Origin of the sequence: Formosa sp. S-31 (assembly GCF_051172795.1) — a bacterium.
Lineage (GTDB): Bacteria > Bacteroidota > Bacteroidia > Flavobacteriales > Flavobacteriaceae > Formosa.
The window spans coordinates 271,292-297,332 of sequence record NZ_JAENDK010000007.1 but is presented as its reverse complement, the minus strand read 5'-3'; the positions used below and the strand labels follow the sequence as shown (position 1 = coordinate 297,332).

Sequence of the window (26,041 nt, the reverse complement as noted above, 5' to 3'; positions counted from 1 at the left end):
TTGGTTAAGGCAATATGTACTAGTGTTGGTCCTAAAAACATACACAGTAAAGCGATGCCCATTTTCTTTAAACCTTCTACTAAAAGTGTTTTATTGGTGTGTGGTGTCTCTTCCATCTTGGTAGTTTGTTATGGCGTTACGAACCGATTTGTATTTTTTCATTCATATATTTACATAAAAAAGGCGATAGTATATTAAACTATCGCCTTATAAATTTTAAAAAATGTTTTATTAGAACCTGTATAACAAACCAAATTGAGGTTGCGCAAAAATATTGTTGAATAAGTTGATGTTTAACTCAAAAGTATCGGTTGCATCTCCATCTTCTGGATTAGCATTATTGTAAGTTAAGATATCAGCTAAAACAAATGTAGCAGCAAAATGTCTTGTAAAGAAATAATTAACTCCTAAGGTAACATTGGCTTTAATGTCGTTGCTGGTGTTATCATAGCCATTACCTTGACTACGATGGTGGCCGTAACCTAAACCAACATCACCATAAGCTTTTAAACGTTTATCGGCTATTTCTAAGAAATAGTATCTTGCAAATGCACCTATTCCAAAAAAGTCAGTTTCGGCACTACTTCCTTTGACTTCAGTACCTCCAAAATCGATATCACCTCCCACAGCGAATTTATCTGATAAAAAATAACCAACTTTAGGATTAATACCGTAAGAATCAGTATCACCGCCTGTACTAACAGAGATACTACCTTCAACAAAAAAACCTCCTTTTTCAAAAGAAACGCCTTTAGCTGAATGCAATTGATCTTGTACCTGGCTCTGAGTAATTTGCTGATCAGGAATTTGTTGTGCGTGTGATGTAACAATAGTAAATAAAGCTATCGTAGCTGTAAGTAAAATTTTTTTCATAATTGTTTTATTTAATTTAATAATAGCGTGTTTTTCGGTTTAAAATTTAGTGTGGTTGTTTTTGGTTTGTTATACTAAATTTCTACTAACCGAAAATTTTATTTAAAATTAGCATAATTTCTCACAGAATCAAGGATTTACTGATTAATTAATTTAATAATATAAATCTTACTGGAGTGCTTTTAATAATAGAATAGTAAGATAAGTTTTATGTGTAATACTTATGTCAAGGAAGTACATCAGTATCTAAGGACAATTGGTTTAGTTGGTAAAGGAGATAGAATCTCCAACCTTTAGGCCCCATTGATCAGCTAAACCTGAATTTATTTCTAAAACATACATTGCGGGCCCATCTGATAGTAAAGATGATTCGTCCATTGGTTTGGCATATTTCTGAAAACTCTCTATGATTTTATCAGCTTTTATGTATAGCAAATCGAGACCAATCTGTGTGTTTTTCATGTAAAAGGAACGAGGCATTTCATCAGGAAAAACAAATAGCATAGCTTGGGTTGGTTTCATACTGCTTCTATACATTAGTCCTGTTTCCCTGTCAAATTCCGTATCGGCAATTTCGATATCCAGTGTTTTTATTATGGAATCTGTTTTAGCCTTATAAATAGTTAATTCACCCTCTTTGGTAAAAGAAACTTCAAGAGGGGTGACTCTGACTTCTTTATTTTCTTTACAAGAGGAGTTGAGAGTTAATATACTAGTAATAACAAGGAGTTTTAAGATGTTTTTTACGATGTTAACTCTCATAATGTTTTATGTTTTTCTAGTTCAATTTTGTTTTGCCCTTATATACAAACATAAAGTAAAGACCGACAAGGATAAAAGGAATACTTAACCATTGTCCGGTATTTAAAGCCCACGAAGCACGTTCGTCCACTTGCGCTTCTTTTACGAATTCTACGAAGAATCTAATAGTCCATAGTAGTACTAAAAATAAACCGAAAAGAAACCCTGGGTTTTCAGATTTGTTTGTTTTATTGTAAAGCGTCCATAAAATAATGAACACGAAAACATAACAGGCAGATTCGTATAATTGTGCAGCATGTCTGTACGGCACGGCATCCAGTAAATTTTGAAATTGAGGATTATTGGCAATGGCATCATACGCAGCTTTAGGGTTTTTAATTCCTGTTAATTGTACGGCTTCTCTTTTACTGTATTCATCCTGAATAAAGCGAACACCTAAATTAGAATTTGTGACTTTACCTATAATTTCGGAATTAATAAAATTACCAATTCTAATAAAAATAGCCCCAAGCGATACCGGTATAACGATGCGGTCTAAAATCCACATTAACGATTTATAGTTGTATTTTCTTCTATAGAGATACATCCCGATGATTATACCTATAGCAGCACCGTGGCTGGCCAAGCCTTGAAAACCTGTAAATTCTATTTCGGGTTTAAACCGGAAAGGTAAAAAGATACTGAAAAAGTCCTGTTGAATTAATTCAGACTGATAGAAAAAGACGTGTCCTAGTCGAGCTCCAATCATAGTTGCCAGAACGGTGTAGATAAATAAAGGGTCTAAATATTCTAAAGACACTTTTTCTTTTTCATAAATGCGTTTCATTACATACCACCCTAAAAGGAAAGCAATAACCCACATGAGGCTGTAAAAATGAAGTTGAAAATTACCAATTATATCGATTCCTGTAGTAGGGTTCCAGTCGAATTTTAAAATGTGCATAGGTTAAATTTTACAAGGGTAAATATAGACATTTGCTTAAGGATTAAAAAGGAAAAGCAGGTTAAGCCTGCTTTATTTTAAGGTACGGGATCGTAACCAGAGCCACCCCAGGGATGACAGCTAAAAATACGTTTTATACTTAACCATCCACCTTTAAAAAGACCGTGTTTTATTAAAGCCTCTTTAGTGTACTGAGAACATGTGGGATGATAGCGGCAGGACGGTGGAAAAAGGGGAGAAATCGCACTTTGATATATTTTAATAAGAAATAAGAAGGGAGCTATAAGGATACGTTTCATAATGATATAAAAAAACGGACAAGAAAAATAGTCTTGTCCGTATTAAGTTTAATGTGTTGTAAAAGTTGTACCATCTTTACCATCCTTTAATTGGATTCCAACTTCAGCAAGTTCGTCTCTAATTTTATCGGATAAAGCAAAGTCTTTATTTGCTCTTGCTTCCTGGCGGAGTTTTATAAGTAATGCTACAGCTCCACTTAATTTATCTTCACTCTTATTTTCTTTAGTGCTTTTTTCCAGTCCCAAAATATCGAAAGTAAAGGTTTTTATACAGCCTTTTAAAAGCTCTAAATCAGTTTCGGATATTGTGGCTTTACCTTCTTTTATCTGATTAATGTATTTTACGGCTTCAAATAAATGTGCAATTAGAATCGGCGAGTTAAAGTCGTCATTCATGGCATTATAGCACGATTGTTGCCAGGCTTTAATGTCGAAAGACGATGAAGCAGTAGCTCTTAACTCTTCTAAAGTGTTTATAGCATCCATTAGTCTAACATAGCCTTTTTCGCTGGCGAGTAAGCCATCATCGGTTAAATCTAAGACACTTCTGTACGAAGACTGCGCGATGAAAAAGCGAATTACACTCGGGGCGTAAGCTTTACTAAAGAACGTGTTATTTCCAGAAAGTAATTCGTCTGGGTTAACTGTATTCCCTGTTGTTTTAGACATACGCTGTCCATTTAACTCCAGCATATTGGCATGCATCCAGTAATTAACCGGAGATTCGCCTTTGGCAGCCTCGTTTTGTGCTATTTCGCATTCGTGATGTGGAAATTTTAAATCCATTCCTCCACCGTGAATATCAAATTTATCACCTAGATATTTTGTGCTCATGGCTGTACACTCTAAGTGCCAGCCTGGGAAACCGTCTCCCCAAGGCGAAGGCCAGCGCATAATATGTTGTGGCTCGGCTTTTTTCCAAAGGGCAAAATCCTGAGGGTTTTTCTTATCGCTTTGTCCGTCTAATTCTCTGGTGTTATGAATTAAGTCTTCCAGCTTTCGTTTACTTAATTTGCCGTACTCGTGACTCTCGTTAAATTTGTGAACATCGAAATATACCGATCCGTTTACTTCGTAAGCAAATCCATTTTCAATAATGGTACTTATTAGTTCAATTTGCTCTATAATATGTCCCGTTGCGGTAGGCTCGATGCTTGGAGGAAGAAAATTAAACGTATTTAATATATTGTGAAAGTCTACAGTGTAACGCTGTACAACTTCCATTGGTTCAATTTGTTCCAGACGGGCTTTTTTGGTTATTTTATCTTCGCCTGCGTCAGCATCATTTTCAAGGTGTCCGGCATCTGTTATGTTTCTTACATAGCGTACTTTGTACCCCAAATGTTTGAGGTATCTGAAAATCATATCAAAAGACATGAACGTTCTAACATTACCTAAATGGACATTACTATAAACTGTAGGGCCGCAGACATACATACCTACGTAACCTTCGTTAATAGGTGTAAATAATTCTTTTTGGCCGGTAAGAGAGTTGTAAATTTTAATGCTTTGTTGCTTATAGAGCTGCGGCATATTTTGGTTGTTTAAAATTGTGTGTCCAGTTTTATATAATCCAGGAATTCGCGACGGGTTTCTTTTTCCTTAAATTTTCCACCAAATTCTGCAGTAACGGTACTACTTTCAATATCTCGAATACCTCTGGAATTTACACATAAATGTTTTGCATCCATTACACAGGCCACATCTTCGGTACCTAAAACAGCTTGTAATTCTTTAACAATTTGAATGGTTAATCGTTCCTGTACCTGTGGACGTTTGGCATAATAATCTACTATACGATTCATTTTTGATAAACCAACTACATTTCCGTTAGATATGTAAGCGACATGTGCGCGACCTACAATAGGAAGTAAATGGTGTTCGCAGGTAGAATAAACTGTAATGTTTTTTTCAACCAGCATTTCACCATACTTATATTTGTTATCGAAAGTTGAAGCGCTTGGCTTTCTACTAGGGTCCAGACCTCCAAAAATTTCTTTAACAAACATTTTGGCTACGCGATTAGGAGTACCTTTTAAACTGTCGTCTGTTAAATCAAGACCTAAGGTTTCCATAATATGGCGTACGTCGTCCTTTATAATTTCAATCTTTTCGTCATTTGAAAGTTTAAAAGCATCGGCACGCATTGGAGTTTCTGTTGAAGTTCCAATATGATCGTCGCCTAAAGATTCGAATTCTTCTATATTATTATCAAATTTCATTATCAAAAAGTAATTCTGTATTAATCTGCAAAGATAAGTAATTCCGTTTTTATTGTGTTTGAATTATGAAACATTTAAAGGTTTCGAATTGGTGTGTTTCTTATACAATTTTGCAAGGGCTATTTATAAAGCAAAACTTAAAGATACGGTAAAGTTCGAATTTCTGTTGTCTAAAGCAACGGCATCTGTTAAACCAACGTTGTATAACTGCTGCTCCGAATCGCGTTGAGACATGTCGTACGTAAAGTCCAGTTTAGTACCTCCAAAACTGTAACCGATGCCTAAAGAGTATCCGCTTAAATCGCCAATGGTATTTCCGTCTTTATACGGACTTTCTTCAAAACGGTAACCGCCTCTAAAGCTTAACTGTTTTAAGCGGTATTCTCCACCAATTGCAAAAGTTGAGGCTGCTTTTAAATTGTTTTCTATTATGTTGTTTTGCTCAGAAAAGTAAACGTCGTTTTTAGGTTTAAACTTAGTGTTGCCATAATCTTTGTATGAGTAATCTACACTAATTAGACCTTGGTATCCGAAAACGTAAGCTACACCTGCCCCGATTTTTCCAGGAGTTTGTAATTTATAGGCAGGATAAATGTTACTAATTCTAGGGTTAACCGCTTGGGTTATGTCTGTGCCATTGTCGTATCGTCTTGTCGTCAGGTTTTGAGTGGTTTCTTCTTCAATAGTGTACCAGATTGGAGAGTTATAGGTTAAACCCAGTCTTAGACGATCTGTAGCTTTGTAAATTCCACCAAGTTGAAAAGAAAAACCACTTCCAATTGTAGATAAGGTATTTTCAAAGTTTACAGATCGAACTAAAGAGCCACTATTTGAATTTGATTCGAATAAATACGTATATCGGTCAAAATTTATAAAATGGGCATTTAAATTAATTCCAACATAGAGTTTGTCGGTCGCTTCAGCCGCAAGATTGGCAGCGATTTTTCCGTTATACCCTGTAGATGCATATACGTATCTCTGATTAAATGTTCCCGGAGCAATATTAGAAGTGTACTCTGTATTTTCGTCTGTGTACTCTAGCGGTTCAATTATATAAGATTCATATCCTAAAAAGGCCTGTTGATGTTGTGAATTGTATAGACGCCCAATTTCTGCATAAGCCTGAGAATAAGATTCATTTGCTAAGGCAGAAATCTGATCAAGTCTTAGCCCTTGCGCGTTCTCTAAAAAATAGGAGTCAATAGAATTTGTGTTTACTCCATTTGCTGTCCAGTCATTTCTGAAATCCTGAGTTTTGTCGTAAGTGATTGCAAATGAGAATTTCTTGAAATTATCCCTAAGGTTTGGACTGTAAAAGACTAAGGCAGCTCCTATTTGAGTGAATTCTGTGTCAGAATCTGAATTAGAATTATGCGTGTCGAAAAAGGAGGTTTTAGTTTTAGAGTTTATATTAGTAAGTGTAAACGACGTGAAGCTATTGTTGAAAACAGCAGATCCGGCGGGATTAAGGTTTGTTGCAGAAAGGTCGCCTCCTAAAGCTGTAAAAGCTCCGCTAAGCGCCCGGTATCGCGCAGACCCGCTAATATTGTCCTGAGCATAACGTACAGCATCGTTAATGTTTTGAGCATAAAAAGCAGGCATACAAAGTATGCCTGCTATATAAAAAGTTAAAGTTTTTAAACGCATTTTAAAAAATATGGGGTTGGATTTATGTTATCTTCCTCTGGATCTTACACCTCCTGAAGACCTCATGCCACCAGAGGATCTCATACTTCCGGATGAACGTGGAGTAGAGTAGCTTCTGTTTGTAGATGTTCGCGATCTGTTATAGGAATTGTTAGAGTTAGAACGATTTGAATTATAATTATTACTTCTCGTGGAGTTATTGTTGTAATTTCTTGTTGAACGGTTTGTGCTATAATTACGCGTTGTTGTATTACTGTTTCGAGAATTTGACGTCGAATAATTTCTTCTTGTAAAATTCTGATATCGCGTAGAAGCTTCTGTATTGTATCTTTTGTTGGTATTGTAATATCTGGAAGTATTATAGGCTAAACCTCTGTGAGAGTACATTCTGTTACCATAAGTATATCTCGGTCTGTGCCAAGGACTGTATGCCCAGCCACCGCCGTACCATCCCGGACCATACCAACCACCGTAATACGGTGGAAAATACGGATTATAAAAGCCGGCTCCCCAGCCGAAGCCCCAGCCCCAGCCGTAACTAGGGTAGCCCCAGCCAAGTCCCCAGCCCCAACCGGAGTAAGGGTAGCCCCATCCGCCGTACATAAACGGGTCGTTATAGTAGTTTATAGTAACGCTTTCGTTTTGTGTACCCCAGCCGCCATTACCGAAATAGTCGTTTTGGTTTCCGTCTGTAGCAGTATATGTGTTACTGGAATAAGAGTCTACATCAGTAAATACGGAGTCTTGCTCCTGTTGGTTGTACATGTCGTATTCCTGAGATTTTTCTCTAAAGTAAGTCGTGTAATAAGAATTGTTATTAGTTACAGTACGGTTAGGCGTACCATAAATACCATCGATGTTTTGCTGAGCATATTCTTGCGAACTTCCACAGGAATAAAGTCCGAGAAAGGAAATGCATATTGCAAGGGTAGCCCATTTATATTTAAATTTAGAAAGATAGTTCATATAGCAAGTAAATTTATTGTTGAAATAACAAAAATAGTTAGTTTTGCGAAACTATAATGTATATGTAATATAGCACAATATTTGTGCCAAAGCAAAGATATGAGTAAAAAACTGACAAAGCGAGTAGAAGACTACTCGAAATGGTATAACGAATTGGTAGTGAAGGCCGATTTGGCTGAAAATTCTGCAGTTAGAGGGTGTATGGTTATAAAGCCATATGGTTATGCTATCTGGGAAAAAATGCAGGCAGAATTAGATCGAAAGTTTAAGGAAACAGGTCATGAAAATGCATATTTTCCATTATTTGTCCCGAAAAGCTTATTTGAGGCAGAAGAAAAAAATGCGGAAGGATTTGCTAAAGAATGTGCTGTTGTTACACATTATAGATTGCAGAACGATCCTGATAAAGCGGGGAAACTGCGTGTAGATCCGGAGGCTAAGTTAGAAGAAGAATTGGTGGTTAGACCAACCAGTGAAGCCATTATCTGGAATACATACAAAGGGTGGATTCAATCTTATCGTGATTTACCACTTAAAATAAATCAATGGGCTAATGTGGTACGTTGGGAAATGCGTACACGTTTATTTTTAAGGACTGCTGAATTTTTATGGCAGGAAGGGCATACGGCTCACGAAACGAAAGCAGAAGCTTTAGAAGAGGCACAGTTAATGAATACGGTGTATGCTAATTTTGTAGAAAATTTCATGGCGATACCAGTTGTTCAGGGGACTAAAACAGAAAGTGAACGTTTTGCAGGGGCAGACGAAACGTATTGTATAGAAGCATTGATGCAGGATGGAAAAGCCTTACAGGCAGGAACTTCACATTTCCTTGGACAGAATTTCGCTAAAGCTTTCGATGTTAAGTTTACTTCTAAAGAAGGGAAGCAGGATTATGTTTGGGCAACTTCCTGGGGAGTGTCTACGCGATTAATGGGCGCTTTAATTATGACACATAGTGATGATTACGGGTTAGTATTGCCTCCGAATCTGGCACCTAATCAGGTTGTAATTGTTCCTATTTTTAAAACGGATGAAGAGTTTGAAGAAATTTCTAAAATAGCAAAACTCATAATAAGTGATTTAAGAGCTAAGAATATTTCTGTAAAATATGACGACAGAACAACCTTTAGACCAGGTGCTAAATTTGCACAGCACGAATTACAAGGTGTGCCGGTAAGAATTGCAATAGGTCCTAAAGATCTTGAAAATGGCACAGTTGAATTAGCGCGTAGAGATACTTTAACAAAGGAAACGGTTGCTTTAGATGTCTTGACAGGAGTAGTAGAAGGACTAATGACCGAAATTCAGGATGCGCTATATAATAAAGCGTTAAATTATCGCGCAGAGCATACTACGAAGGTAGATACTTTTGAAGCGTTTAAAGATGTTTTAGAAAATAAGGGTGGATTTATTTCTGCGCATTGGGATGGTACAATGGAAACTGAAGATAAAATTAAAGAGTTAACTAAGGCAACTATTCGTTGTATACCGTTAGATTCTGAAGAGGAAGCAGGGGTATGTGTATACTCTGGTAAGCCATCTTCCAGAAGAGTGTTGTTTGCTAAAGCGTATTAATTTTATTTTTTTTTAATAAAAATTAGATTAGCTATTGCGACATTCAAAAATGGTTGTATATTTGCACCCGCAATGCGGTAAAAGAAATAGAAAATCACATTGTAAGTTTTTTGAAAAAATGTTTTGCAGATTAAAATAAAAGGTTTTAAATTTGCACACTCAAAAAAAACAATGGCCCGTTCGTCTATCGGCTAGGACGCCAGGTTTTCATCCTGGTAAGAGGGGTTCGATTCCCCTACGGGCTACAATCATTTAATAAGAAAGAATTAAAATGGCAAATCATAAGTCATCCTTAAAGAGAATTAGAAGTAACGAAGCTAAGCGTTTAAGAAATAGATATCAGCACAAGACGACTCGTAATGCTATTAAAAAGTTACGCGAGGCAGGGAGCAAGGAAGAAGCTGAAGCTTTATTTTCTGGCGTGATTTCTATGATTGATAAATTAGCGAAGAAAAACATTATTCACGCTAATAAAGCAGCTAACCTGAAATCAGGTTTAACAAAGCACGTAGCTTCTTTATAAGAACTTATCAAGTTATATAATAACAAAAGCTTCTCAAAATTGGGAAGCTTTTTTGTTTACATTAAATTTGGTTATTAATGTTGTGTCACAAAGGCCTTGAGTAATATCGAGGCTTTTTTGTTTTTTAGTAAGTTCTGGTTTTAATTTTGAAAGGAAGAGTAAGTTAAAAGACTCTTTATAGAATTAAAAAGTAAATAAAAACAGCGGAGTGTTAAATGTAACTGTTTGACTAATAGAATGCTTGGAATGGATTTTGAATTTTTGAATAAAATTTATCAAAAAAAGCATTGAAATTTAAATAAAAGGTTTTACATTTGCACACTCAAAAAAAACAATGGCCCGTTCGTCTATCGGCTAGGACGCCAGGTTTTCATCCTGGTAAGAGGGGTTCGATTCCCCTACGGGCTACAACTATTTAAAGAAAGAATTACAATGGCAAATCATAAGTCATCCTTAAAGAGAATCAGAAGTAACGAAGCTAAGCGTCTAAGAAATAGATATCAGCACAAGACGACTCGTAATGCTATTAAAAAGTTACGCGAGGCAGGAAGCAAAGAAGAGGCTGAGGCTTTATTTTCTGGCGTGATTTCTATGATTGATAAATTAGCGAAGAAAAACATTATTCACGCTAATAAGGCAGCTAACCTGAAATCAGGTTTAACAAAGCACGTAGCTTCTTTATAAGAACTTATCAAGTTATATAATAACAAAAAGCTTCTCAAAATTGGGAAGCTTTTTTGTTTACTTTAAATTTGATTATTTACTGTTAAGTCCATAGATCCTGATTAATTTCAAGACTTTTATGTAAATAGGACTTTCTTTTCAGATTCAGGTTAAAACTGTTTGCACATGCTGTAATGTGGTCCTATTATAGGAATATCAAACGGAACTCCAAAAACAGTATATCCCATTTTTTTGTAAAACGGAACAGCAATCTCTCTTGCATTAAGCCAGATTAAAGAACCCTCCTTAGCTTTAACCAGAAGTTCCCCCTGAGTTACCAGTTGCTTTCCAAAGTTTAAACCCCGATACGATTTTAAAACAGCCATTCCCCGTAACTGGAATTGTTTAGGAACTTTTAAATCTCTATTGTTGGTTTCTAAAAATGTCACCACACCGGCTAATTCGTCTTTAAAATACAAGCCTAGATGAAATGTGGTCTGTAAATCGTCTCCTTCGAAAGCGCAATCTTCTATTGGACGACCGGGTCTTAATACGGGATGTCTGACACTATAGGTGTCTTTTGCATCTATTGTTTTTATTGAAAAGTACGGATTATTTATTTTGAATAGATAAGCCGGCATACCATCATAAATAGCTTGATCAATTTTTACCAATCCACATTTTTCTAACACGTTTTGTGATTTCGTGTTTGCTATATGGGCGTGTGCATATATAGCGTCTAATTTAAGCGCGTTAAAACCATAATCCAGCACAGCACTGCAACTTTCGGTGGCATAACCTTTATTCCAGTGTTTTTGGAAGAATCTGTAACCGACATCTATTATTTTACTTTCAGGGTGAAATTTTAAGCCACACCAGCCTATAAATTCATTCGTAGACTTTAAACAAACGACCCAGCGTCCCATTTTGTATATCTCGTAAGGATTGTACTCTAAAAGAAATTGTGTTGCCGCTTTAATAGACTTAAAAGCAACATCTCCGGTGTATTTCATCACTTCCTCGTCAGCGTTCAAGTCGAAGAAGTTTTTAGCGTCATCAGTTGTAAATTCTCTTAAATACAGGCGTTCTGTTTCTAAAACTATCATCTTAATAAAGTAATTGAATCTTAATGTAACATTCTTATGTTATACAATAATACTTTATTTTTTTATGAGAACTATGCTAATATTTAGGTTCTATCCTTAAAAGGTACTTGTAGAAAAAGGATTGAAATAAAAAAGCTGAACCTTAAGGTTCAGCTTTTTCTATAAGAATGAAAAGAAAGTTTTTTTATTGGTTTTTAGCCGAAGCATTAAATCGGTATGTGATTCCAACATTTACCCCAAAAGAAGAATATGGTACTTTTTGAGCTAATTTTTTAGAAGAATCTGTATTATCGTGACGAAGTTCGTCTACATAAGTTGATTTCTTTACATAACCATCAGGTAAATTGTCCAGAGAATAGAAACCTTCAACAGCAACTGTACCATCCGGTAAAACGATGTTTGTGTTAAATTCTGTAATCTCAGAATCTTTACGCTTTAAACTGATACCGTAATATTCGGCTTCAGCAAATAAAGAGAAATTTGAGTTTAAATCGTATTTATATCCTAATGCTCCTACAAATCCTAAAGGGAATTTACCGTGAAAATCTTCAACATAATCCGTTTCAGAATAAGATCCTGAAGGTAATCCTAAAGCTTGTGCTTCCTGATCAGAAAAGGTAGCTTCTCTATGAACTACAGCTTCTGTTTTACCAGCGACTTTAATTAAAGCTCCAAAACGTCCATAAAGATTATTAGTAAACTTATAAACTAAAGCCAAAGAAGCTCCGTAAGCACGAGCACGTGCTATAGCGTCAATTTGTTCGTTTGGTAAGTCAACTCTAGATACGGTTTGGTCGGCTCCGTTTAAATATCCAAAACCTAAATCAGCTCCAAAAGTATCATTGAAGAAATAGGTTCCGCGAATTTGAAAGTTAACACCCTCACCGTAACTTCCATAAGAGTTTTTTGTTTCGGTCGAGTTAATTGATTCTCCTAATTTGGTTTCAGCACTTCCGATAGCATATCCTGTACTGGCAGAAATTTGAAATTGAGCATAAAACGTAGTGCTCGCTAAAATGCTTAATAGAGTAAAAAGAGTTTTTTTCATGAATTTTGTTTTAAACTGCGGCAAAGGTAATATTTATAGTGAACTGCGAATGTTTTTTATTGACAAAAGACCATTTATTGCTATGGATTTTTGTGTAAATGATGATATAACGTTTATGATTTTGGTTTTTGTATAAATTTTTAAAGTTTTTGTGCTTATTTTAAAAGTTTGTGGGCTTATAAATGAATATATTTGAAAAGCTAGTGCTTTAGGAATCTTCAATTCCTTTTCTTGAAAACTAACCAAAATTGAATACAAGCTCTAATGAAAAAACTAACCGTACTTACTGCATTATTTATTTCAAACCTGTGTTTTTCTCAACAAAGTGAACCATATATTTCTGATGTGTGGGTGTCAGATCAAGGAAACGGAACATATAAAAACCCAATAATTTATGCTGATTATTCAGATCCTGATGTAACACGTGCAGGAGATGATTATTATATGACGGCGTCCAGTTTTAATGCCGCTCCAGGTTTGCCTATACTGCATTCTAAGGATATGGTAAACTGGAAGTTAATTAATCATGCGTTGCCTTTACAAGTCCCTGTTGAACATTTTAATATGCCACAGCATGGCAATGGGGTTTGGGCTCCGAGTATTCGATATCATAATAATGAGTTTTATATTTATTGGGGCGATCCTGATTTTGGAATTTATATGGTTAAAACCAAAGATCCGGCGGGGGAATGGGAAGCTCCCGTTTTGGTCATGGAAGCTAAAGGCGCTATAGATCCTTGTCCGCTTTGGGATGATGATGGTAAGGCCTACCTGTCTTTAGCCTGGGCAGGTAGCCGGGCGGGAGTTAAAAGTCTGGTAACGGTTTTTAAATTAAATCCGGACGGTACAAAAGTTATTGATAAAGGACGCCATGTGTTCGACGGACATGAAAATCATCCAACCGTAGAAGGTACTAAGTTTTATAAGCGTAACGGTTATTATTACATTTTTGCTCCGGCAGGTGGAGTAGCAACGGGGTGGCAATTAGTATTAAGATCTAAACATATTTATGGCCCTTATGAAGAAAAGGTTGTTCTGGAACAAGGCAAAACGGCTATAAACGGACCGCACCAGGGCGCATGGGTTGAAACTCCCGAAGGAGAGGATTGGTTTTATCATTTTCAGGATGTGTATGCCTACGGGCGTATCGTGCATTTGCAACCTATGAGTTGGAAGAATGATTGGCCTGTAATGGGAAAAGATCGCGATGGAAATGGAATAGGAGAACCTGTTACAGGTTATAGAAAGCCCAAAGTGAGAAAATCCTATCCAATAGAAATGCCTAGGGAGACAGATGAGTTTACTGCAGATAGTCTTGGGGTGCAGTGGCAGTGGAATGCCAATCCCAATATATTATGGTATGCCAAATTACCTGGGAATAATTATTTGAGATTGTTCAGTATTACAACTCCGGAAAATGGGAAAAACCTCTGGGATGTTCCAAATTTATTGTTGCAGAAATTCCCCGCGCCTGAATTTACAGTAAATACTAAAATAACCTTAGTCCCAGAAGATGCAGAACAGGAGCGTAAAGCAGGGGTTTTGATTATGGGAAGAGATTATGCTACTGTTACAATCTTTCAAAAACAAGGTGAGTTTTATTTACAACAAAATCAGGCGTTAAATGCAGATCAGGGACAAGCTGAAACTTTAAACGAGGAAATTAAATTACAAGGTAATTCAGTTTTTATAAAGGTAAAAGTTATAGCTCCGGATGCCATGTGCCAGTTTAGTTATAGCGAAGATGGAAAGAATTTTAAATCTATAGGTAAGCTTTTTAAAGCCCGTGAAGGTAAATGGATAGGGGCAAAAATGGGACTGTTTAGTATAACTACGCCAGAAGCTAAACGGGGTGGTTATGCAGATGTTGAATATTTTAGAATTACTAAATAATTAATAAGGTTAAAGGGACTTTTCCTGTGTGCTAATTTAAATGAAATAGCTGAAAAGTTAAGCAGTCAGTTTAAAATATAAATCATGTTAAAATATTTAATTATTAGTGTTTGGTTCATTGGGTTTTCTATTTCTATGTATTCGCAGCAAAAGAATGAGCTTTGGTATAATAAAAAGGCAACGAATTGGAATGAAGCACTACCTATTGGTAATGGGCGCATAGGCGGAATGTTTTTTGGAGGAGTAGAGCAGGAAACCATTCAGCTAAACGAAGAAACGGTTTGGGCAGGGGAACCAGGAAATAATATTGTTAAAGACTATTATAATGAAGTAGAGCAAATCAGGACGCTGTTATTTTCCGGAAAAAATAGTGAAGCTCAGGACCTGGCGAGTAAGGTGTTTACAAAAGCTACACCAAAAAATAATAACTATGGTGTGCCATATCAAACTGTGGGTAATTTAAATTTAAACTTTCCAAATCATGACGTAATTAAAAACTATAGACGAAGTTTAAATATTGGTAATGCAGTAGGAGAAGTTAGGTATACCTCGCATGGAGTTGATTTTAAACGAGAGTATTTTGTTTCGTTTCCGGACCAACTAATGGTGATTCGATTAACAGCAAATAAAGCAAAAAGTTTAAGTTTCAGTATTTCTTTAGACAGTCCGCAATTACAACATAAAATCAAGATTAAAGACGGTATTCTATCTTTAGAAGGAATATCCGGGTTCCATGAAAATAAAAAAGGTAAGATTGAATTTGTAACCTTAGTACAACCGATACTTCAAGGAGGAAATTTAATAGAACAGGACGAAAAAAATGAAATAAAGGAGGCCGACGAGGTTCTTTTGTTAGTTAGTATAGGGACCAATTTTAAAAATTACCAAGATTTAAGTAACAATGCTAAGCAGATTGCTGAGCTGTTTTTAAGGAAAAGTAATACTAAGGACTTTGAGAATTTAAAAACGAATCATGTAGAAGATTATAAAAGGTATTTTGATAGAGTAAGTTTTACTTTAGGAGATGAGCTTGAAAACAATCTTCCGACAGATGATCGTTTAAAAAGCTTTGAAACTTCTGGAGACCTAACATTAGTATCCTTGTATTTTCAATTTGGACGATATTTACTGATTTCGAGTTCCAGACCAGGAGGACAGCCAACTAATTTACAGGGCATATGGAATGACAAATTATCACCACCCTGGGATAGTAAGTACACTGTAAACATTAATACAGAGATGAATTACTGGCCGGCAGAAGTGACTAATTTATCGGAGTTACATCAACCTTTGTTTGATATGCTTGAAGATTTAGCAGTTACAGGGAAAGAAAGTGCTCAGAAAATGTATCATGCTAAAGGCTGGAATATACATCATAATACGGATATCTGGCGCATTTCAGGAATTGTAGATGGAGGGTTTTATGGTTTTTGGCCTATGGGGGGAGCCTGGTTAACACAACATATATGGCAACATTATTTATATACAGGCGATATAGAATTTCTTAAAAACTATTATCCTGTTTTAAAATCAGCAGCCGAATTTTATGTGGATGTGTTACAGGAAGAACCAGATAATCATTGGTTGGTAGTTGCGCCTTCGATGTCCCCGGAAAATAAATATATGAATGGCGTTGGGATTACCTATGGAACAACAATGGACAATCAATTGGTTTTTGATGTGTTTTCTAATGCGATTCGGGTATCGGAAATTTTAGAATTTGATACAGAGTTTGCTGCTGTTTTAAAAGATTTAAAAAAGCGGTTGCCTCCAATGCAAATCGGGAGGCATAATCAATTACAGGAATGGATAAAGGACTGGGATAATCCAGAGAATAAACATCGGCATATATCTCATTTGTATGGATTACACCCTTCGGCACAGATCTCACCGTTTAAAAATCCAGAATTATTTCAAGCTGCAGAGCAAAGTCTTGTGTACAGAGGGGATAAGTCAACTGGTTGGTCTATGGGATGGAAGGTGAATTTCTGGTCTCGACTTTTAAATGGAAACCGTGCTTACGATTTAATAAAGGATCAGTTAACATTGGTTAAGGATGGAACAGAAGAAGGCGGAACGTATCCGAACCTTTTTGATGCCCATCCTCCTTTTCAAATCGATGGGAATTTTGGGTGTACTGCCGGTATTGCTGAAATGCTATTGCAATCGCATGATGGCACAATTCATGTTTTACCTGCCTTACCAGAGGCGTGGAAGAGTGGAGCGATACAAGGTCTGAAAGCGAGAGGAGGTTTTGAAGTGGATTTAAAATGGGAAAATAATAAGATTACAGAATTGCAAATTCATTCGGGTTTAGGGGGAATTTGCAGAATTAGGAGTGAAGTAAAATTGTATGATAAAAAAGGTGAAGAATTGCCTTTGGCTTCTGGGGAAAATAATAACAAGTTTTATAAAGTGCCCGAAATTAAGACACCTTTGGTTTCAGATAAAGCATTCTTTAAAAGCTTAGAATTACCTGAGTTTTATGTGTATGATGTAGAAACCGAAAAAGGAGAAATCTATGGTTTTAATTCAAAAAAATAAAAAATATGAAGTTTAAATTAAAAGGTATAACTCATTTATTAATGATGGTGTTTTTTGTTAGTTTTTATGGAAATGCCCAAATAGAAAAAAATGATTTTACAGTAGCAAAAGATGGTTCTGGTGATTTTGAAACTGTCCAGGAAGCGATTATGGCAGTGCCTGATTTTCGGAAACAGGAAACGGTGATTTATATAAAAAACGGAATTTATAAAGAAAAACTTGTATTGCCTACCTCAAAAAGCAATGTGACTTTTATAGGAGAGGATGTGGGAAAGGTCGTGTTAACCTACGATGATTATGCCAGTAAAACCAATGCTTTTGGTGAGGAAATGGGCACTACGGGATCGTCTTCTTTTTTCGTTTTCGGAGATGGATTTAAAGCGAAACATATCACATTCCAAAATTCGTCCGGTCCCGTAGGTCAGGCTGTGGCAGTTCGGGTGGATGGAGATAAGGTTGTTTTCGAAGATTGTAGGTTTCTCGGGTTTCAGGACACCTTGTATGTACATGGGAAAAAATCACGGCAACATTATAAAAACTGCTATATTGAGGGAACAACCGACTTTATTTTTGGCTGGTCTACAGCTGTTTTCGAAGACTGTGAAATCTATTCAAAAAAAGGAGGTAGTTATATTACAGCAGCATCTACAGAACAGGGCGAGGATTCTGGCTTAACTTTTATTAATTGCAAATTGACAGGCGATGCCCCTAAAGGCAGTGTGTATTTAGGACGTCCCTGGCGAAACTACGCTCAAACTGTGTTTATTAATTGCTGGATGGGTGAACATATAAAATCTGAAGGTTGGCATAACTGGGGGAAAACAGATGCAGAACAAACAGCGTACTATGCCGAATATAATTCAAAAGGCCCTGGAGCGTCTAAGCAGCGTGTTTCCTGGTCAAATCAGTTAAGCAAAACAGAGGCTTCAAAATATACCGTTGAACAATTATTAGGTGAACAGGAATAAATGATTTCTGCTAGCAAATGCCTGTATTAAGGCTGTTCAGCTTTGTAACACTGTTTAAATGATAAAAGGCGATTAAGATCTAGGCTTGGCAATTCCTCTGTCGTACATTACTATACTACCGGCAACAGCTACGTTTAAACTTAATTCAGATTTAAATTTTACAAGAAAATGTGATTTTTCTATGGCTTGTTTAGAGAGACCATGATCTTCAGCTCCTAATAGATAAACACATCGCCTCGGATGATTAAAGGTTTCCAAGGGTACGGCGTCATCGGTTAATTCTACACCAACCAATCTCGTTCCTTTAGGCATATTGTTAAAAAACTCGTCGAAATTTTCGTAATGAAAATAAGGCATGGCCTTAACCGCATCGTGTGTGTCGCAGGCTTGCTTGGCATAACGATTACCAATAGTGAAAATAAAACTAGCACCTAAGTTTTGTGCCGATCGCCATAGCATACCCAGGTTTTCTGGTGTTTTACCATTTTGAATACCTATACCAAAAAACTCATTTGTAAAATTATCATTCATAGGGGCAAAAATAATAAACAAGTAGGGAAATTGGAGTTGGGAGTGGGGCAAATGAAGGGAATAGAATATTTTGGATGTTCTGTATTTTGGAAGGGGAGCAGAGTTTAAGTGTTTTTTATTAAATTTTTTAGATTTTTTTTAGGGTTTATTTGTTTAAATATTAGGTGTTTATTGTTGTGGTGTTGCTGTGGTAAAAAAAAAAAAAGTCTAGAAAATAATTTGGGACGTAGATATAGTAAACTAAAAAATAGAAGTAAAATTTTAATATGAATTATAGCTTTATGTTTAATGCTTCTTATTGGGTTATAAAAATAAATATGTAGCCTTAGAACATGAAAATGGACAAATAAAAAGTCAGTAACCAAAACAATAAATCATAATCAGGACCAGAAGCTAAATTCAGTGAAATTCAAAAATCAATGTCTTACCAAAAGAAAACAATTCAAAAATTGTTGCTGTTCATGATATTGCAGTTATTCATAACGATATTCAAAAAAGCATGAGAAAGAGATATTAAAGCACGTAATCCCAATTAAATCTACCATTTAAATTAATTTATTATGACGAAAAATTATTTATTTTTAACTATTCTTATTTTTATTACCGGACTCAAAGTTTTTGCTACGGATTATTACGTTAGTGCTATAAATGGTAACGATGCAAATAATGGATTGTCTGAGAACACCCCTTTTAAAACTATCCAAAGAGCAGCTAATCTAACAAACCCTGGAGATACCGTTTATGTTATGAATGGTGAATACACAAGTTCTTGGGGAGATACTCATGTAGTTTATGTAACAAGAGCTGGATCAGCTTCAAACTGGATAACTTACACCAACTACCCTAATCATAATCCTGTAATTAAATTTACTGGATGGGGAGGTTTTCAAGTAAAAGATGGTGCAGCTTATATAAAAATAAATGGCTTCATAATTCAAGGCAATTCTGATAATCTAAATCTAATTGACGCTCTAAATCAACCAGGTGGTTGTAACAACCCCAATGGAACTATAACAGCAACTTATAATGGAACTGGTATATCAATGATGGGATTAAATAGCTGGAGTACTGGTTATGTGCATCATATTGAGATTACTAATAATGAAGTTTTTGATTGTCCCGGAGGTGGTATAGGAGCTAATCGTAGTGACTATATTACAATAAAAAATAATAAAGTATATGATAATTGCAGGTATAATGTTTACGGGAATAGTGGAATCAGTTTGTATCAAAATTGGAATTACGATTCAAATTCAACCACCCATAGAATGATAATTGAAAACAACTATTTAAGAGGAAATAAAGGGCTTGTTCCTGTTACATTTTGGGGGTGTGCTTATCTTGATGGAAATGGCATTATAATAGATGATTCAAGAAACACACAATCCGGCTCTACACTTGGTGCTTATACTGGTAAAACTTTAATTAGAAACAATGTAGTAATTGGAAATGGAGGTGCAGGAATACACATTTTTGAAAGTGATAATATTGATATAATTAATAACTCTACTTATTGTAATCAACAAACACCTGAGATATCTACCGGAGAAATTAATGCTGCTCAATCAAGTAATGTTATAGTTAGAAATAACATTATGTATGCTAAAAGTGATAAACCAATCAATATATCAGGATATTATAGTACGAATATTTTATTTGAAAATAATTTATTATTTGGTGGTAATGGAAATTTTGTAGAGGGAACAAACTCTATAATAGCTAATCCTAATTATATCAATCCAACCTTAGACGAAAATACAGATCTTCATATTAACTCAACAAGCCCAGCTATAGATAGTGGTTCTTCTATTTTAGCTCCAAGTAATGATTTCAATGGCAACCAAAGACCAATAGGAAATGGATTGGATATTGGTGCTTATGAATACGATACGACTTTAAGTATTGTAGATTTTAAACCTTTAAAAATAAAAATATATCCTAATCCCGTAGATGATATAATAATAATAATTGATCTTAACAAAAAATTACAATCATACAAAATATATGATTTATTAGGTAAGATAATTGTGTTTAGAAAAGGACTTAAAGAAAACAAGATAGATATTTCTGAGTTGAAAAGTGGAATCTATCTTCTGGAATTAGAAACAGAACTAGGAGAAACAGCTGTAAGAAAAGTATATAAAAAATAGATAGTAAGAGATATTTATTTAGAATTAGTTTTCTAGGGGGCATTCTGAAAATAGCTTTATTTGGTAATATCTCACTTAGCTTATAAAGTTTAAATATCGAGGGGTAAAAGCTCTCGATATTTTTTTGTTTAAAGGCATAAGGAGTATTAGTTCTAATTATTAGCTTCATCATTAATACTATACCATGATTATATAATAATTAGTTTGTTAAATTGTATTGTTTGTAGTGTTTCTGAATGTGTATTGCTGTTTGTTTAATTTTTAGTTGTTATAATTTAATTTTTCTTATTAATATTTAAGAAGGATTTATATTGTAATAAAATGTTTAAATTTGAGTTCAAGTGGTTTTTTAATAGTGAGTTATGTGGGCTTTCTATCGGAGATTTAGGTAAGTTATGATTAAGACAAAAGCAGATTTAAAATATTATTTATCCGAAGATCTTAAACGTTTTGGGAAAAAGCCTAGCTTAAAAGATTGGATCGTTAAAAATGAAGTTTGGTTTATATACAAGTATCAACGCTATCTTCGCTTTGTTGAATATTATAGAAATAATAATAAATCCAAAATAAGATATCTGTATTACTATTTTCTATACAGAAGATTATGCTATAATTTGAAAATCGATATTAAGCCCAATAATATTGGGCCTGGTTTAAGAATTTATCATTTAGGCGCATTAATTAGAATAAAATCTAATTGTCGAATCGGAAAGAATTGTACGTTGCAGCCAGGTGTTGTAATAGGGAATAAAAACCTTGAAGATGATGGTAGTTTTGTGAAAGTTGGTGATAATTCTTTTTTTGGGTTGGGGGCAAAAGTATTTGGAGAAGTGGTTATTGGTGATAATGCTGTAATAGGAGCCAATTCGGTTGTCGTGAAAGACGTCCCGGATAATTGTGTGGTAGCTGGAATACCTGCAAAAATCATAAAAATGAAAAAATAAGTGTTATGTCGAGTAAATTATTTTTAGGTTAATAAATTTAGAATTAGCATTTCCAATAGTTGTATTTTGCTTTAGAGTGACATTATCGCTTAATTTGGGGGAATTGTTTACAATTAAACCTTGGTCGTGAAAAATGTTTAAATTTTTCCCAATCTTTGTTATAGCATCTATGTCGATTATTAAAATACATTGGACTATTAGTTTCTAAAATAATCGAATAGGAAACCCAATTGTTCTTAGATGATATTTATCTGAAAAATAATTACTTAATTTATGTGAGTTATGATTTAAATGTGGCTTTTTGTTTTTACTCATGAAGATTTATTTTTTCTCATTTATAAATTCTAGTAAGCTATTAAAAATATGTCAAATGTATTTAATAAACTTTCCAATAGAGTAATTAAGTAAATATTAGCTTGCTTAAAATTTGTGACTAGTTAGAAATAGAGAATTGATTTATAATAATAGTATAACTTAAGATTTTTGTTAATTATTCTGAATTTTATTGTCAATTAATAGGAGACTGGGTAGAAAGGTAGGTTGTTGTTCAAAATCAATTAACTTTTTCCAATTTGCAAAATTCATTTCTTTGCCCAAAGGGTGTTTTTTATCAATAATTCGAAAAGGCAAATTTAAAGAGTCCTCAAATGAGTAACTATAAGTGTTTTCTTCTAATTTTATAAAATTGGAATTAATGCTAAAATAAGGGTTATGAATGCTTAATATCAATTGACTCTTTTGTGTGCTTACAAGCGAATTTAAATTAAATTCAAAGCTATATGGTAATGCTTCTCTATACCATTGTCTTATGGCTGCCTGATACTTTCTGTTATCAAAAAAAATATTATTAATGATTTTATGTCCACGTACTGAATTGGTGTAAAATCCAATATGGCATTGGGAGACAATATTTTCTGAGACAAAAACATCATTACAATACCCATCTAAATATATCCCATTAGAAAAATCTTCTTCTCCATTAATTCCTCCTAACGCATCAGCTCCACCAGAAAATTCTATTGTATTTTTGAAAATCTGCATTTGCTTAGGGGGACTGTCCAGTTTATAATAATAAGTGTAAATACTTGCACCATCTGTTTTAATCATGCAAGTATTTTTAATATTATTATAAGAACAGATTGATTTAGATCCAGAAAAAGTAATACCATTATATCCGATATTGCTAATTTTGTTTTCAATAATCTCTGAATTATTGCCGATTAAATATATTCCTGAATAAGAGCCATCTCCATTTGCACCCATGCCTTCAAAAATGCCAATATTTTTTATTACACAATTCTTTATTGTAGCATGATTAGCGTTCCACCTACCTTCTATAAAATTATTATTACAAGTTTCAGATGTAGTATTTGAAATATTTAAATAGGAACTACTAGTAGCATTTATAGCGTTTTTACCAATGAAGCTGATATCACAATAATTTACATCTACATTAATGGTGTTATCTGCAAAAATGCCATTTTGATTAAAACCTTGAATTATTATGTTGTTAATAGTTAGGTTGTTCCCTTTTAAAGTTAATCCATTGTTTAATGTCGCAATTTGAATGTTATAGTGGTAGGGATTATTGTTTTCAAAAAACATATATAAGTAAAGTCCATCAAAATACCATTCATTATTTTTATCAAGTGTGTTTAAATGGTTTTGTATAAAATAGCCATAACCTTTTTTGGGTGTATAACTACCAGTGTTTTCAAAATATAAAGTTTTTTGTTCTTGTTTTTTAATTGAAAACTTATCTAAAACCCATCTTGTTTGTCTAATTACAATGTCTCCACCTGTCCAGTTTTCATTTAGGTTTCTATCAAATATATTATTTTTAGAAGCATTCATTATGTTTAAGTATCCCTGATTTGGATATCTGCCTAAGTTTTGAAATTCACCATCTACTAGAACAACGTTAAGAGAACTGATACCTTCTACTTTGGTTTTAAAAATATTTTGGCTGTATTTTTCCCAGTTTGCTATTGTTTGAAAACCTGTTATAACTGGTGGGTTTGCTAAATCTCCATAATCACTTAGAAAAATAGAATCATTTTCAATTGTTAAACTCCCATAGAAAATACTGCCTCGTTCAAAGCATATTTCTGAGTTTTTAGGCATTTTATGGATTTCTATTTGTAATTTATCTAAAGATTTCCAAGCGGACAAAGGGGTTAAACCATCATTATTGTCATTTCCATTATTGCTAATGTAATAAACTTCACAAGGATAAATACATTGATAAATAAGAATAGTCATTAAAATTGATAAATAACCTTTCATATAAACTTAGTTGTTGTAAAGCACAAAGAGATGTATTGAAATTATTAAGAATAAAGTAAAGACTTATATAAGACCTCAACTTGTTTATTGATGCTTTTAAAGTTGAAAATTGTTGAAGAAAGACTTTTTGATTTGCTGGAGATAGACTTTCGTAAATTGTCATTCTTTATTAATTTTTCCAGTTGCTCTGATAATTTATCAATGTCACCACATTGGAACATTAGTGCATTTTCTCCTTCTTCAACAATATCAGGTAACCCACCCACTGGAGTGCATATTACGGGAATGCCAAAGGCCCAGGCATCTAAAACAGCCATAGGAAAACCTTCCGCATAACTAGGTAAACAAAACACACTCGCTTTTTGAAAAATTTGATGCTTTTTTTCGTCTGCAATCCAACCAACTAATTCAGCCTGATTTTTAATATTTAATTTATTAATTAAGTGTTTTGCATTTTCTACTTCACCATTACCAGCTAATATTAGTTTCCAATCCAAATGATTTTTAGCTATTTTACCAAATGCATGAATTAAATCACTATAGCCTTTTCTTTTATTCAGTGTTCCTGCAAATAGGATATATTTTTCTTTTTCACTAGATATTAAATTAACTTCTGGGCTTGGATTGTAAATTACAGTTACTTTATTTGGTTGTATTCCAAGTTTATTGATTTCATTTTTCCAATAATTAGAAATTGCAATGGTATTATTTGAATTTTGGAAGTAATATTGATATAACCATTTAAAATTACTTTGAAGGGATGTCTCAGGTGAAAAGGAATGAAAATGAAGTACTGTTTTTTTATTAAGTAATTTAGATATTACAAAAAAGGGGAGTTTTCTAATTGCAGATACAGGTTCGCTTAAATGGATATGAATTAATTGGTAATTATTAACTTTTTTTAAAAAGGTTGTAAAACCATTAATAAAATAGAATAATTTATGGATGTTACTTTTATCAATATGTGTTTCAATGTGATAACATTGATAATTTTCCCAATGCGAACCTAGCATATGCGATTTAATTACTGATGTAATACCCCCTCGTGTATTTTGAGAAGTGCCTACAATTAATACTTTTTTGTTGTTTTTCATATCAAATTTAATAGAAGTCAAACTTAAGAAGTGTATAAAAGCATATTTATTGATTAGGTGTTGTGTTTCTGTCTAGTTGTTATAGGCTATTTAAAAGAGCGATTATGGAGAAAATTAATTCTAACTAGACTTCATAGTTTATTTGATAAATATAAAGGTGTTTCTAGTTTATTTCGCATTATAGTGTCTTTAAAAAACAATGTAACTGTTCTCCTTTTTTTCTATAATCAAAATGTTTTTTTCCAGTAATATATCCCTTTTGTCCAATTTCATCTGCTTGGGTTCGATTATTAAGAATCCAATTCATTTTTTCTGCAATCTGTTCAGAATTTAAACTTTCGCAAACCAAAGCATTTTCTTTATCTTTAAAGTAGGCAGTAATTTCTCCAACACTAACTGTAATAACAGGTCTTTTAGAAGAAAGATACTCTGCCGTTTTTTGGCTGAATCTTGCTTTGTCCTGCAAGTTTTTAGGATCAAGAGGTACTAATAGTGCTAAAGCCTCATTATATCTTTTATTTAATACTGAAAATGGTAACTTAGACTCTATAGTAACCCTATTATTAATTCCTAAATTAATAATATCTAACTCCACTCTTTTAATGTCTTCAGGTGTTCCATGTAGTATAAGCTTTAGTTGTATGTTATAAGATTCAAAGTTTAATTGTTTAAAACCTTGCACAATTATTAGAATAAGTCTAGCATATCTCGCATGTCCACAAAATAAAAAGTATTCGTTGTTACTTTCATTCCGCTTTCCTTTTTTATTGTCTTTTGAAAAATCGTATAGAATGGGTAATAATAGTTGAGGTTTATTATAATGTTTGTTTTTATCCTCCAAAAATTTCGAAATAGGTAAAGTTGCTGTGGAAAAATATCCAAAAGTTTTATCAAAAATATAGCTGTTTGTTTTCTTAAAATAGTTTCCTGGAAGCGCAATATGATATTCATGAACGATGGCAATAATTTTATATCCTAAAATTTTGGCGAATAAAACATCT

Annotated in this window: 23 protein-coding genes and 2 tRNA genes; 10 read left to right on the top strand and 15 right to left on the bottom strand. The window is 34.0% G+C overall.

From position 1 onward, the window contains the following. The 9 genes from I3217_RS09645 to I3217_RS09605 all read right to left on the bottom strand — a co-directional run. Positions 1-116: DUF6095 family protein (locus tag I3217_RS09645; protein WP_435049551.1), on the bottom strand; the 116-nt coding region annotated here is incomplete at its 3' end. Between the two features lie 115 nt (positions 117-231). Continuing rightward, on the bottom strand, positions 232-873 hold the full coding sequence (locus I3217_RS09640; RefSeq protein WP_435049545.1) for an outer membrane beta-barrel protein: 642 nt from the start codon (positions 871-873) through the stop codon (positions 232-234). A 261-nt stretch (positions 874-1,134) separates the two neighbouring features. Then, positions 1,135-1,635 carry a DUF192 domain-containing protein gene (locus I3217_RS09635; protein ID WP_435049544.1) on the bottom strand — a complete coding sequence of 167 codons (501 nt, stop codon included), beginning with the start codon at positions 1,633-1,635 and terminating at the stop codon, positions 1,135-1,137. Positions 1,636-1,651: 16 nt separating this feature from the next. Then, positions 1,652-2,578: a prolipoprotein diacylglyceryl transferase gene (lgt, locus tag I3217_RS09630; RefSeq protein WP_435049543.1), complete on the bottom strand. Its 927-nt coding sequence runs from the start codon at positions 2,576-2,578 to the stop codon at positions 1,652-1,654. A gap of 77 nt (positions 2,579-2,655) precedes the next feature. Continuing rightward, a complete protein-coding gene (gene yidD, locus I3217_RS09625; protein WP_435049550.1) occupies positions 2,656-2,880 on the bottom strand; it encodes a membrane protein insertion efficiency factor YidD in 225 nt (74 codons plus the stop codon). 45 nt (positions 2,881-2,925) lie between these two features. Beyond that, positions 2,926-4,410: a cysteine--tRNA ligase gene (gene cysS / locus I3217_RS09620; RefSeq protein ID WP_435049542.1), complete on the bottom strand. Its 1,485-nt coding sequence runs from the start codon at positions 4,408-4,410 to the stop codon at positions 2,926-2,928. Between the two features lie 11 nt (positions 4,411-4,421). Further along, complete coding sequence (gene folE / locus I3217_RS09615; RefSeq protein WP_435049541.1) at positions 4,422-5,099, bottom strand: GTP cyclohydrolase I FolE; 678 nt, start codon at positions 5,097-5,099, stop codon at positions 4,422-4,424. Positions 5,100-5,222: 123 nt separating this feature from the next. Continuing rightward, entirely contained in the window at positions 5,223-6,746 is a 1,524-nt protein-coding gene (locus I3217_RS09610; RefSeq protein ID WP_435049540.1) for an OmpP1/FadL family transporter, read from the bottom strand. 27 nt (positions 6,747-6,773) lie between these two features. Beyond that, positions 6,774-7,712, bottom strand: a complete 939-nt coding sequence (locus I3217_RS09605; RefSeq protein ID WP_435049539.1) for a hypothetical protein — start codon at positions 7,710-7,712, stop codon at positions 6,774-6,776. Between the two features lie 99 nt (positions 7,713-7,811). Between I3217_RS09605 and proS the strand changes: the two genes are divergently transcribed. The 5 genes from proS (at position 7,812) to rpsT (I3217_RS09580) (ending at position 10,497) form a co-directional block, all read left to right on the top strand. Next, a complete protein-coding gene (gene proS, locus I3217_RS09600) occupies positions 7,812-9,290 on the top strand; it encodes a proline--tRNA ligase (protein ID WP_435049538.1) in 1,479 nt (492 codons plus the stop codon). Positions 9,291-9,463: 173 nt separating this feature from the next. After that, positions 9,464-9,535 (top strand) — tRNA-Glu (locus I3217_RS09595). A gap of 26 nt (positions 9,536-9,561) precedes the next feature. Continuing rightward, positions 9,562-9,813, top strand: coding sequence for a 30S ribosomal protein S20 (gene rpsT, locus I3217_RS09590; protein WP_435049537.1), 252 nt, complete (start codon positions 9,562-9,564; stop codon positions 9,811-9,813). A 336-nt stretch (positions 9,814-10,149) separates the two neighbouring features. Next, a tRNA-Glu gene (locus tag I3217_RS09585) sits at positions 10,150-10,221 on the top strand. A gap of 24 nt (positions 10,222-10,245) precedes the next feature. Further along, positions 10,246-10,497, top strand: coding sequence for a 30S ribosomal protein S20 (gene rpsT / locus I3217_RS09580; protein ID WP_435049537.1), 252 nt, complete (start codon positions 10,246-10,248; stop codon positions 10,495-10,497). A 149-nt stretch (positions 10,498-10,646) separates the two neighbouring features. On the opposite strand, the gene I3217_RS09575 is transcribed toward rpsT (I3217_RS09580), so the two are convergent. Together I3217_RS09575 and I3217_RS09570 are read right to left on the bottom strand one after the other, a co-directional pair. Then, on the bottom strand, positions 10,647-11,582 hold the full coding sequence (locus I3217_RS09575; protein WP_435049536.1) for a GNAT family N-acetyltransferase: 936 nt from the start codon (positions 11,580-11,582) through the stop codon (positions 10,647-10,649). Between the two features lie 184 nt (positions 11,583-11,766). Then, positions 11,767-12,630, bottom strand: coding sequence for an outer membrane beta-barrel protein (locus I3217_RS09570; RefSeq protein WP_435049535.1), 864 nt, complete (start codon positions 12,628-12,630; stop codon positions 11,767-11,769). A gap of 264 nt (positions 12,631-12,894) precedes the next feature. Here I3217_RS09570 and I3217_RS09565 point away from each other — a divergent pair, with 264 nt between their 5' ends. The 3 genes from I3217_RS09565 to I3217_RS09555 all read left to right on the top strand — a co-directional run bounded on the left by I3217_RS09565 (position 12,895) and on the right by I3217_RS09555 (position 18,035). Next, positions 12,895-14,523, top strand: coding sequence for a glycoside hydrolase family 43 protein (locus I3217_RS09565; RefSeq protein ID WP_435049534.1), 1,629 nt, complete (start codon positions 12,895-12,897; stop codon positions 14,521-14,523). An 84-nt stretch (positions 14,524-14,607) separates the two neighbouring features. Beyond that, positions 14,608-17,067 (top strand): glycosyl hydrolase family 95 catalytic domain-containing protein, encoded by a 2,460-nt coding sequence (locus I3217_RS09560; protein WP_435049533.1) that lies wholly within the window; start codon positions 14,608-14,610, stop codon positions 17,065-17,067. A gap of 5 nt (positions 17,068-17,072) precedes the next feature. Beyond that, a complete protein-coding gene (locus tag I3217_RS09555; RefSeq protein ID WP_435049532.1) occupies positions 17,073-18,035 on the top strand; it encodes a pectinesterase family protein in 963 nt (320 codons plus the stop codon). 72 nt (positions 18,036-18,107) lie between these two features. On the opposite strand, the gene I3217_RS09550 is transcribed toward I3217_RS09555, so the two are convergent. Beyond that, the gene (locus I3217_RS09550) at positions 18,108-18,566 is read right to left on the bottom strand and encodes an RNA methyltransferase (protein WP_435049531.1); all 459 of its coding nucleotides are present in this window, start codon (positions 18,564-18,566) and stop codon (positions 18,108-18,110) included. Positions 18,567-19,126: 560 nt separating this feature from the next. On the opposite strand from I3217_RS09550, the gene I3217_RS09545 reads away from it, so the two are divergent. Then, positions 19,127-20,716 carry a T9SS type A sorting domain-containing protein gene (locus tag I3217_RS09545; protein ID WP_435049530.1) on the top strand — a complete coding sequence of 530 codons (1,590 nt, stop codon included), beginning with the start codon at positions 19,127-19,129 and terminating at the stop codon, positions 20,714-20,716. Between the two features lie 395 nt (positions 20,717-21,111). Beyond that, positions 21,112-21,660 (top strand): serine acetyltransferase, encoded by a 549-nt coding sequence (locus I3217_RS09540; protein WP_435049529.1) that lies wholly within the window; start codon positions 21,112-21,114, stop codon positions 21,658-21,660. Between the two features lie 486 nt (positions 21,661-22,146). Here the strand turns inward: I3217_RS09540 and I3217_RS09535 are convergent, their stop codons facing one another. From I3217_RS09535 to I3217_RS09525, 3 genes are all read right to left on the bottom strand, one after another. Beyond that, positions 22,147-23,946: a right-handed parallel beta-helix repeat-containing protein gene (locus I3217_RS09535; RefSeq protein WP_435049528.1), complete on the bottom strand. Its 1,800-nt coding sequence runs from the start codon at positions 23,944-23,946 to the stop codon at positions 22,147-22,149. A 44-nt stretch (positions 23,947-23,990) separates the two neighbouring features. Then, positions 23,991-25,040 carry a glycosyltransferase family 4 protein gene (locus I3217_RS09530; protein ID WP_435049527.1) on the bottom strand — a complete coding sequence of 350 codons (1,050 nt, stop codon included), beginning with the start codon at positions 25,038-25,040 and terminating at the stop codon, positions 23,991-23,993. 178 nt (positions 25,041-25,218) lie between these two features. Continuing rightward, positions 25,219-26,041: glycosyltransferase (locus I3217_RS09525; protein WP_435049526.1), on the bottom strand; the 823-nt coding region annotated here is incomplete at its 5' end.